Below are 10,208 nucleotides of genomic sequence, written 5' to 3' on the forward strand. Positions count from 1 at the left end.
GGCCCTGCACGGCTGAGTTCAGCGCACATCCGCGCCGGCCACCATGACTATGTGCTGGCAGACATTGTCGATATCGCGAATGACGTCGTCGTTCCAGAACCGCAGGATAGTCCAGCCCAGCGCTTCAAGCCGTGCGCTTCTGGTAGCGTCCGATATTGAGGCATCGGCCCGGGCATGCTGGGAGCCATCCAGTTCGACAATCAGCTTTTTGTCCGGGCAGGCAAAATCGACAATATGGCCTGCAATTGGCATCTGCCGCCGAAATGCCAGCCCCATGAGTCGATGCGCCCTGACCTCATTCCAGAGCTTCAGCTCGGCATCCGTCATGGCCTTGCGCATCTTGCGCGCATTGCCGCGGTTACGGGGAGGTACGGGATAGTGATTCACTACTTCTATTCCTCAGCGCGAACCTTGCCCATCTTCTCTATGCTGCGCTTGAACACCCCCCTCTGTCCTGCCGGACATCTCCCCCTCAAGGGGGGAGATTGGCAGCTTCGCCGAAAATTCTCCCTTCTTTAGAGATTGGCGAAAGCTGGAGCGACGTCCAATCTCCCCCCTTGAGGGGGAGATGTCCGGCAGGACAGAGGGGGGTGCTGGCCCGCCGACCTGGATAGGCATGGCACCTGTATCACCGCCTTACCCGCGATTTCAGCCAGCGGTCGAAGGCCACGGCGAGGATGAGGATCAGGCCGATGACAATGCTTTGCGTGTAGGACGAGACATTGTTGAACTGCAGCCCGTTCTGCAGCACGCCGATCAGCCCTGCACCGACCACCGTGCCGCCGACGCTGCCGATGCCGCCGAACAGCGAGGTGCCGCCGATGACGACAGCCGAGATCACTGTCAGCTCGTAGCCGATGCCGGCGACGGCTTCGGAGGAGTTGAGCCGCGCCGACAAAACGAAGGCGGCAAGGCCGGCGAAGAAGCCGACGATGATGTAGACCGAGATCAGGATGCGGTCGACACGCAGGCCGGAGAGTCGTGCCGCCTCGGCATTGCCGCCGACGGCATAGACCGCGCGGCCGTAACGTGTGTAGCGCAGCACGATATGGCAAAGGATCGCGGCAATCGCGAAGATGATCGCCGGCACCGGAACCGGGCCGATCAGGCCGGTACCGAACCAGCGCATCGAGGCGTCGAAGCCGGAGATCGGGCCGCCATTGGAAATCGTCAAGGTCAGGCCGCGAAACACGGTGAGGCCGCCAAGCGTGACGACGAAGGGCGGCACTTTCAGCCTGGTGATGGCAAAGCCCTGGACGCCGCCGGCCACGGCACCGACGACGACGGCCGCGAGAAGGGCGGCGAACCAGCCATAGCCCTGCGTGCCCGTTGTCGACAGCGACAGCGTGTTGGCGGTGCCGCCCTTGGCCACCACCGCCGCGACCATGCCGCAGAAGGCGAGCAGCGAGCCGACCGACAGGTCGATGCCGGCGGTGAGGATGACGAAGGTCATGCCGAGCGCGATCAGGCCGGTGATCGAGATCTGGCGCATGATGTTGAACAGGTTGATCGGGTCGATGAAGCTCGGCTTCAGCACGGTGAAGACGACGATCAGCAACCCCAGGAACATCAGCGGGCCGAAGCTCATCAGCAGGCGCGCAATATTGACGCCGCCGCGCTGGCTCCGTTCGGTCGTGCTGGTCATTGCGTTGCTTCCTGCTTCTGGTCGAGCGCCATCAGTTCCATCAGTTTCTCCTCGGTCGCCTCGACGCCGGCCATCTCGCCGGTAATGCGCCCGCGCCGCATGGTGACGATCCTGTCCGACACCGCAAGCACTTCGGGCAGCTCGGACGAGATCATCATGATGGCGATGCCGCGCGCGGCGAGCTCCACCAGGATCTGGTGCACTTCCGCCTTGGCGCCGACATCGACGCCGCGCGTCGGTTCATCGACGATCAGCACCTTGGGATCGCGCGCCAGCCAGCGGGCGAGGATCACCTTCTGCTGGTTGCCGCCGGACAGGCCCTCGATCGCCTGCTCGGGCGAAGCCATGCGGATCGACAGCATCTTCCTGTAGTTCGCCAGCGCCTCGCGTTCGCGCCGCTCGGCCATGAAGCCGACACTGGAGTAGCGGTCGAGCGCGGCGATCGAGAAATTGGTGAGGATGGCGAGTGCTGCGAAGATTGCCTGGTGCTTGCGGTCTTCCGGAACCAGCCCGATGCCGAGTTCGATGGCGTCGGCGGGTGAGGCGGGCGCGATCGGCTTGCCGTCGAGCCTGATGGTGCCGGCTGCAATGCGGTCGGCGCCGAAGATGGCGCGGGCGAGCTCGGTGCGGCCGGAGCCGACGAGGCCGGCGACGCCGAGGATTTCGCCCGCCTTGAGGTCGAGATCGACGCCTTCGAGCACGATGGCGTGCGGCGCCTGCGGATCGCGCACCGTGCGCAGGCCGCGCACCGAGAGCCGGACGTCGCCGGCGACGTCGCGCTGCGTCGGCCTGGCATAGAGCTCGGAAGCGGCGCGGCCGACCATCTTCTCGATGATCTTCGGCAGTTTGATCGGCCCGCCTTCGCGGTCGAGATGGCCGGCCAGCCTGCCGTCGCGCAGCACCGTCATGCGATCGCAGATCGCCGAGGCCTCCTCCAGCCGGTGGGTGACGAACATGATGGCGACGCCATCCTTGCGCAGCCGGTCCATGATCGACATCAGCCTGTGCACTTCGGTTTCGGTCAGCGCCGAGGTCGGCTCGTCCATGATAATCAAGCGGCTCTTCAGCGACAGCGCGCGGGCGATCTCGACCAGCTGCTGCTCGGCCACCGACAGCGCCGACACCGGCGTCGCCGGGTCGAGGTCGAGGCCGACGCGAGCGATGATCGCGCGTGAGTCTTCCACCATCTTTCGCCAGCTGACCAGCCCGAACCGGCCGAGCGGCGCGCGACCGATGAAGATGTTCTCCGCTACCGTCAGCGTCGGGATCAGGCTCAGTTCCTGGTAGATTGTTACGATGCCGTGGCGCTTGGCATCCTGCGGATTGTGCGGGCTGAATTCGACGCCGTCGAAGACGATGCGGCCGCTGGACGGCGGCATCACGCCGGAGAGTATCTTGAGCAGTGTCGATTTGCCGGCGCCGTTCTCGCCGAGCAGGCCGAGGATCTCGCCGGGGCGGACTTCAAGCGATACGTCGTTCAGCGCGGTGACGCCGGCAAAGCGCTTGGTCACGCCCTCGACGGTGAGCAGGGCGGGAGAGGGCGCGATGGCGGCTGCCTTGGGCAAAGTTTGCTCCTGGATCATTCGGTTGTCACGCAAGGCTGGCGGGGCAGCGCCCCCCTCTGGCCTGCCGGCCATCTCCCCCTCAAGTGGGGAGATTGCAGCTTCATTGGCTTCGCCTCTTCTGCAAGATCGAAAACTAGCGAAAGCCGACGTGACATCCAATCTCCCCCCTTGAGGGGGAGATGGCCGGCAGGCCAGAGGGGGTGCTGTCCCGTCGGCTTCGCCTACTTCGTCTCGCCCAGCCTCTCCGCCTTGTCGAGATTGTCCTTGCCGATGACGATCGGCGTCAAAAGCACCAGCTTTTCCTTCGGCTCGGTCTTGTCCCTGGCGTAAGCGACCGCGATCTGCACCGCAGTGCGCGATTGTTCGCCGGGGAATTGCTCGACCGTTCCGGCCAGCTTGCCGTCGCGCACGGCGACCAGCGCTTCGGGAAGCGCGTCGAAGCCGTAGATCTTGACGTCGATGAAGTTGCGCGCCGCGCAGGCTTCAACCGCGCCAAGCGCCATGTCGTCATTGGCGCAGATGATCGCGTCGGGCTTGCCGTTGGCGGCAAGGCCGGCCTCGGTGACGGACAGCGCCTCGGCGCGGGCGAAGTTGGCGGTCTGCTCGAAGATGATCTGGTACTTGTCCTTCATCGGATCGAGGACGTTGTGCACACCCTTGTTGCGGTCGATCGCCGGGCCGGCACCGGGCTGGCCCTGCAGATGGAAGATCTTGGCGCCGTTCGGGAATGCCGCCACCATGGCCTTCGCTTCGGCCTCGCCGCCCTTGACGTTGTCGGCGCCGACATGGGCAAGGATGCCCTCGACGCCTTCGACACGGCGGTCGATGGTGACGACGGGAACGCCGGCCTTGACCGCTTCCTCGATGGCTGGGGCCAGCGCATTGACGTCGAGCGGCGAGATGACGATGGCGTTGACCTTCTGCACGAGCGCCGCTTCGATATCGGCGGTCTGCTTGGGCGCCGAATTCTGGCCGTCGCTTTCGACCAGGTTGACGCCCTGCGCCTGGGCTTCCGCCTTGATCTGGTTCAGCATGTGCACGAAGAACGGAAAGCCGAGGCTCGGCACCGAACCCAGGATGGTCAGCTTGTCCTGGGCAAAAGCCAGTTGCGGAGCGGCCAGCGCCAAAGCGCCCATCGCCGCGGTCGACAGCAGGAATTCACGTCTGTTGATCAATTTAGTCTCCTCCCAGATGAGCGCACGACCCCGAAACCGGAATGGGTTTTCCGGAAGGTTCCTTGCGTCGATTCAAAAATGGAGTGTCCTTCGAGCGCCCAACTCGTGTTTGAAGGGACGCAACGGCGCTCCAGCCGGTCCACCGCGACGTTCTCCTCCGCTCGGTGCCTGCCGGCGGATGCTAGCCAAGGCCGGAGCTTTGCGCAAGAACGCGCTACCGCGCGCGGCTCGCAGCGACCGCCAAATTGACAGCCGACACGCTCTCGGCCATCCTTAAGGCACGCCGCCTTGCGGCTTGTGCGTGAGTAACCAGCATGGCCAGTTCCGTCGCCAGTCAGAAATCCAAGCGCGCCGCGGTGCGGAACGCGCTCGACCGCCACAAGGTGTACATCACCGCGCAGCGTTTTTCGGCCGGCAGCTACAGCGCGCGGGTGCTGGTCAACGGCGAGGCCTATTGGGTCGACGAATTCCGGCTCAGCCAGCTGCAGCAGGGCCTGTCGCCGGCCGAGCTCGAATTGACGCCGGCCACCGACGATTGAGCGGCATGACGCCGACCTGCCGCATGCTGACAAAATGATTCAAGACATGCGCATCAAGCCGTTGTTTTTGCGCAAGAGCATGTGGCCGTGACCGCCCCGCCAAAGCTCAAGGCCTATCGCGCCAAGCGCGAGTTCACGAGGACGCCGGAACCCGCCGGCGGGCTGGTTGCCGGGGAAGGTAACCGCTTCGTCGTTCACAAGCACCACGCCACCGCCGACCACTACGACCTTCGCCTGCAGGTCGGCGACGTGCTGAAGAGCTGGGCGGTGCCGCGCGGCCCGTCGCTCAACCCCGCCGACAAACGGCTGGCGGTCGAGACCGAGGACCATCCGCTCGAGTATATCGACTTCGAAGGTGTCATTCCCGAAGGCGAATATGGCGGCGGGCCGATGATCGTCTGGGACACCGGCGTCTGGGCGCCGATGGACGATGTCGAGAAGAGCCTGCGCACCGGTTCCTTCAAGTTCCGCCTCGCGGGCGAAAAGCTGAATGGCGGCTGGATGCTGACGCGGCTGAAACCAAAGCCCGGCGAGGATGCGGGCAAGAAGAACTGGCTGCTGTTCAAGGAGCGCGATCTCGCCGCCGACGCCAAGCTCGACATACTGGAAGCCCGGCCGGAAAGCGTCAAATCCGGACGCCGCATCGAGGAACTGGCGGCAACGCCGAAGCCGGCCGCCAAGCCTGCCAGGCCGGTGGTGCTGAAGCCAGGTGCTTTGCCGGGCGCCGTCAAGGCGCCGCTGCCCACCCGCATCGAGCCGCAACTGGCGACGCAGGTTTCGAAACCGCCGGGCGGCGATGACCCAGCGGCCCGAACGGGCGAAGTCTGGCTGCACGAGATCAAATTCGATGGCTACCGCACCATGGCGCATCTCGCTAACGGCGCAGTCAGGCTGATCACCCGCGCCGGCCTCGACTGGACGAAGCGCTATGGCGACCTGCCGCTTGCCTTCGCCAGGCTGCCGTGCCGCGAGGCGATCATCGACGGCGAGGTCGTCGCGCTCGACGCCAAGGGCATCAGCCGCTTTGCCCTTTTGCAGAATGCGCTGGCCGAAGGCGCCGGCAACAAACTCCACTTCTACGCCTTCGATCTTCTGTATCTCGACGGCTGGGACCTGAGACAAGCGCCGCTCCGCCGGCGCAAGGCGCTGCTTTCTCAATTGCTGTCCGGTCTCGGCGCCAATTCGGCCATCCAGCTCAGCGATCATGTCGAAGGAGACGGCCAGGCACTTTATGACCAGGCGTCCGAGATGGGGCTCGAGGGTGTCGTCTCCAAGCGCGCCACGGCAATCTACCAGAGCGGCCGTACCAAGACCTGGACCAAGACCAAGGCGCTTCAGACCGGCGACTTCGTCATCGCCGGCTACACAGTCTCCGATGCGGCCGAGGGGCTGGCCGCACTCGGCCTCGGCGAATTCGAGGACGGCGAGCTGCACTATCGCGGCAAGGTCGGCACCGGCTTCGATGCGGGAACCGCCGGCGAATTGCTGGCCAGGCTGGAGCCGCTAAGGGCGGGTGCATCCGCGCCAGAAGGCGTTCCGCGCGAAATCATGCGCGAGATGAAATGGGTGCGGCCGCTGCTTTCGGCGCATATCCACTACGCCAACCGGACCACCGACAATGCGCTGCGCCATGCCGTGTTCCGCGGCCTGCGCGACGTCGGCCTGTCGACGCCGGTTTCGGCCAAGCGCAAGCGGCTGATCGCCGAGGCCGACCTCGCCACCATCTGGGTGACCAACCCGACGCGGCGGCTGTTCGGCAAGACCGGCCCGACCAAGCTCGACATTGCCGTCTATTATGCGCTGGTCGGCGATTTCATGCTGCCGCACATTCTCGGCCGGCCGGTGTCGCTGGTGCGCTGCCCGACCGGCAGGCCGCAGGACTGTTTCTTCCAGCGCCACGCCTTCACCGGCATGCCGTCATCCGTGGCGACTTTCGAAGCGACCAATTCGGAGGGCGAGACCAAATCCTATCTCTCGGTGGAAGACGCCAAGGGCTATCTGGCCCTGGCGCAGTTCGGTGTCGTCGAGTTCCACACCTGGGGCACCCATCGCACGCGGCTCGACAAGCCGGACCTGGTCGTTTTCGACCTCGACCCGGGCGAGGGGATCGCCTGGCGCGAGGTGGTTGAGGCGGCGGTGCACATTAAGGGCGAGCTGGAAGCGCTAGGGCTGGTGCCGTTCGCCAAGACGTCCGGCGGCCACGGCATCCACATATCAGTACCGGTGACGCAAAAGCAGAACTGGAAGAAATTGCACCAGGCGACCAGCGCCATCTCGACGCATCTTGCCGCCACCGCGCCCGACACTTTCACCACCACCATGGGCAAGGATAACCGCAAGCGGCGCATCTTCATCGATTATCACCGCAATGCGCGCGGCCACACCTCGGCGGCTCCCTATTCGCTGCGCGCCCGCACCAATTTGCCGGCCTCGACACCGGTGAGCTGGAGCGACCTGGCGACCATCGATGCCCCGCAGGATCTGAATTATTCGTCACTGCCGGGCCTGCTGGCGACGTCAGGCGACCCTTGGGCCGACATGGAAGATTTCGCCCGGGATTTGCCGGTGATGGGCACTGCGAGATAGTCCCGCGGGCGCGGCCCCAGACTCCATCGACGCTCCGGAAAATTTGAATTATTCTTCGCCACGGACCTCTTACCTGCAGGGGCTCCGGCGGAGGAAGATTTCGCTAGGGATTTGCCGGTATTGTAAGGGCAATGTAGGATTTCGGCAGCCGCATTCGTCCTCCGGACGAATGAACGCTGCGAACAGTTCGACAGCACAAGGCCGCGTAGGAGTATTTCATGGCGCCCAGGGCAAGTTGGAAAGGTTACCTCAAGCTCAGTCTGGTCAGCTGTCCGGTCCGGCTCTATCCGGCGACGAGCGCCAGCGAGCGCATCAGCTTCAACCAGCTGCACAAGAAGACGCACAACCGCATCAACATGAAGCCGGTCGACCCCGAGCTCGGGCTGGTCGAGCGTTCGGACCTGGTCAAGGGCTACGAATACGAGGACAAGCAGTACATCATCATCGAGGACTCCGATCTCGATGCGGTGCGCATCGAATCCAACCATACGATGAACATCGAGGCTTTTGTCGACGAGCATTCGGTCGACGTCATCTATCAGGACGCGCCCTATTACCTGGCGCCGGACGGCGCAATGGCCGAGGAGACCTTTGCCGTGTTGCGCGAAGCGATGCGCAAATCCGGCAAGCTGGCGATCGCCCGCCTGGTGCTGTCCAGCCGCGAGCGCGTGGTGACGATCGGCGCGCGCGAGAACGGCATGTTCGTCTGCACCTTGAGGAATCCGAACGAAGTGCGTGGCACGGCTGAGTATTTCGGCAATATCCCGGCCGGAAACCCCGATCCCGAAATGCTGCAATTGGCCGAGGCGCTGATCAAGCAAAAGGAAACCACCTTCGATCCGAAGAATTACGAGGACCGCTACGAGATCGCGCTGATGGCGATGATCCGCGAGAAGCTGAAGGGCCATAAGCCGATCATCGCGGCGGCCCCCGAGCGCGGCAATGTCATCAATCTCATGGATGCGCTGAAGGCGAGCCTGTCGCAATCGGCCAAGCCGCCGGCCAAGTCGAAGAGCAAGGCCGATGAAACGGCCAAGCCCGCGGCGAAATCCGCCAAGGCCAGCGCCGCCGCGGTCAAGGAAAACCCGCTCAAGGCGAACCTTCTCAAAGCCGTCGGCAAGAGCAAGGCGTGACGGCTCTCGCCGGCACGGTCTTCGGCATCGTCGGCGCGCTGGCGGCCTTTCCGCTCAGGCTGGCGGCGCGCGAGGTCGAGCGCCAGTACGGCCAGTTGCGGCGCGGCGTCACTCGGCGCACCACACATGTCGTGTTGGGCCGCAAGTTGCTCGCCAAAGCCGGCGATGGCGAGATCGAGCGTCGCGCTGCTGCGGAGCGCGCGGCCGGGCGCAAGCTGGTCAGCGAGAACGGCTTCCTGCGCCTGCTCGGCCTGATGAAAGCGCCGGAGGCTTCGGCGCTGTCGCGGCAGTCGCTGATCGACCAGTCGCGGCTGACCGGCGAGGATCTCGACCTTTTGTCGCTGTTCGATGCCTTCGAGCATGATTGCGAACCGTATTCCTTTCGCGACCTGATCCTCGCCCGCAAATATGCCGGGCTGGTTGCCGGCGGCGCCTCGTGGGGGGCGATTGCGCGCTCGGTGCACCGCTCGGGCCCGGTCGCCTCGCTCACCGCCAAGTCGCTCGCCGTCGGCTCGCAGCACGGGCGGGCCGACGCGATCTATCTCGAGGGAGGCCAGAGCGAACTCGACGGCCAGCTGCTGTTCGATCTGGGAACGCAGGATGACGACACGCTGGAAGAGCTGTTCGCCGATGCCGAGGCGGCGGAAGGGGCTGAAGACCACGAGCAGGCGGCGGCGCTCTACCAGCGCTGCCTGGCCATCGACCCAAGCGATGCCATCGCCGCCTTCAACCGCGCCAACTGCCTGCGCGCCGCCGGCCACGCGGCCGAGGCGGCGCACGACTATGCCCGCGCCATAAAGCTCGATCCCGGCTTCGTCGAGGCCTGGTTCAATCTCGCCGGGCTGATGAGCGAAGAGGGGCGGGTAGCCTCGGCGCGCCGCCATTTGCTGAAGGCGATCGCACTCGATCCCAATTATGCCGACTCGGTGTTCAACCTTGCCAGGCTGGAGTTCGACGCCGGCAATCTCGCCGAGGCGCGGCGTCGCTGGGTGCGCTACCTCGAGCTCGACGCCAATTCCGAATGGGCGCGCACGGCGGGCAAGGGGATACAGTTCGTGGATTTGCAGCTGGCGCGGATGTCGGCGGGATAGGTGGTAGCGCCTCCTTCTCCCCTTGTGAGATCTTTGCACAGAAGCCGATCAGTGATTCTGTTGTGAGGTTGGAGCAGGGAGATTCGCGATGATGGATCGTGTTCTGGGTCAGTTGAGTCTGGCGGACGGTCTTGCGGTGTCGGATGAGACGATCTTCGACCTGATTGCGAAAGAGCTGGACTGGGAGCCGATCAGCAAGCTGCTTGGCCCGCGCAGCAGCAGCGGCCCGGGTAGCGCCAGCTACCCGGCAATGTTGCTGGTGCGCTGCCTTCTGCTGGGTGTGTGGCATGGGCTGAGCGATCCAGCGCTTGAGGCGCAGATCCGTGACCGGCTGTCGTTTCGCCGCTTCGTTGGCTTCAGCCTCTCGGACCGTACGCCCGATCATTCGACCCTATGGCGCTTTCGCGACGAGCTGACGCGTGAGCGGCTGATCGACAAGGTGTTTGAGGAGATCAACCGGCAGCTGGAGACGAA

The 10,208-nt window shown here is 64.6% G+C and carries 9 protein-coding genes; 5 read left to right on the forward strand and 4 right to left on the reverse strand.

Annotated elements, in window-relative coordinates:
• Positions 1 to 18: 18 nt before the first annotated feature.
• The 4 genes from NKH49_RS08035 to NKH49_RS08050 all read right to left on the reverse strand — a co-directional run bounded on the left by NKH49_RS08035 (position 19) and on the right by NKH49_RS08050 (position 4,382).
• Positions 19 to 387, reverse strand: coding sequence for an endonuclease domain-containing protein (locus tag NKH49_RS08035; protein ID WP_352472114.1), 369 nt, complete (start codon positions 385 to 387; stop codon positions 19 to 21).
• 241 nt (positions 388 to 628) lie between these two features.
• Positions 629 to 1,645 carry an ABC transporter permease gene (locus tag NKH49_RS08040; RefSeq protein ID WP_352816977.1) on the reverse strand — a complete coding sequence of 339 codons (1,017 nt, stop codon included), beginning with the start codon at positions 1,643 to 1,645 and terminating at the stop codon, positions 629 to 631.
• Positions 1,642 to 3,210, reverse strand: a complete 1,569-nt coding sequence (locus NKH49_RS08045) for a sugar ABC transporter ATP-binding protein (protein ID WP_502907850.1) — start codon at positions 3,208 to 3,210, stop codon at positions 1,642 to 1,644. Before NKH49_RS08045 ends, NKH49_RS08040 begins: the two co-directional genes overlap by 4 nt.
• A gap of 221 nt (positions 3,211 to 3,431) precedes the next feature.
• Complete coding sequence (locus NKH49_RS08050) at positions 3,432 to 4,382, reverse strand: substrate-binding domain-containing protein (RefSeq protein WP_352925879.1); 951 nt, start codon at positions 4,380 to 4,382, stop codon at positions 3,432 to 3,434.
• 317 nt (positions 4,383 to 4,699) lie between these two features.
• Between NKH49_RS08050 and NKH49_RS08055 the strand changes: the two genes are divergently transcribed.
• The 5 genes from NKH49_RS08055 to NKH49_RS08075 all read left to right on the forward strand — a co-directional run.
• The gene (locus tag NKH49_RS08055) at positions 4,700 to 4,924 is read left to right on the forward strand and encodes a hypothetical protein (protein WP_352472112.1); all 225 of its coding nucleotides are present in this window, start codon (positions 4,700 to 4,702) and stop codon (positions 4,922 to 4,924) included.
• Positions 4,925 to 5,011: 87 nt separating this feature from the next.
• On the forward strand, positions 5,012 to 7,510 hold the full coding sequence (ligD, locus tag NKH49_RS08060; RefSeq protein ID WP_352501210.1) for a DNA ligase D: 2,499 nt from the start codon (positions 5,012 to 5,014) through the stop codon (positions 7,508 to 7,510).
• A 218-nt stretch (positions 7,511 to 7,728) separates the two neighbouring features.
• Positions 7,729 to 8,643, forward strand: a complete 915-nt coding sequence (gene ku / locus NKH49_RS08065) for a non-homologous end joining protein Ku (RefSeq protein ID WP_352773121.1) — start codon at positions 7,729 to 7,731, stop codon at positions 8,641 to 8,643.
• Entirely contained in the window at positions 8,640 to 9,734 is a 1,095-nt protein-coding gene (locus NKH49_RS08070; protein ID WP_352925861.1) for a tetratricopeptide repeat protein, read from the forward strand. The genes ku and NKH49_RS08070 overlap by 4 nt, the downstream gene beginning before the upstream one ends.
• 88 nt (positions 9,735 to 9,822) lie before the next feature.
• Positions 9,823 to 10,208 (forward strand): transposase (locus NKH49_RS08075; protein ID WP_352925863.1); only part of this gene is annotated, 386 nt, incomplete at its 3' end.

The organism is Mesorhizobium sp. M1088 (assembly GCF_040318575.1).
Taxonomy (GTDB): domain Bacteria; phylum Pseudomonadota; class Alphaproteobacteria; order Rhizobiales; family Rhizobiaceae; genus Mesorhizobium.

Coding starts and splice junctions, on each gene's coding strand:
- NKH49_RS08040 (WP_352816977.1), bottom strand. CDS start 1,645: ATGACCAGCACGACCGAACGGAGCCAGCGCGGCGGCGTCAATATTGCG.
- NKH49_RS08055 (WP_352472112.1), top strand. CDS start 4,700: ATGGCCAGTTCCGTCGCCAGTCAGAAATCCAAGCGCGCCGCGGTGCGG.
- ku (WP_352773121.1), top strand. CDS start 7,729: ATGGCGCCCAGGGCAAGTTGGAAAGGTTACCTCAAGCTCAGTCTGGTC.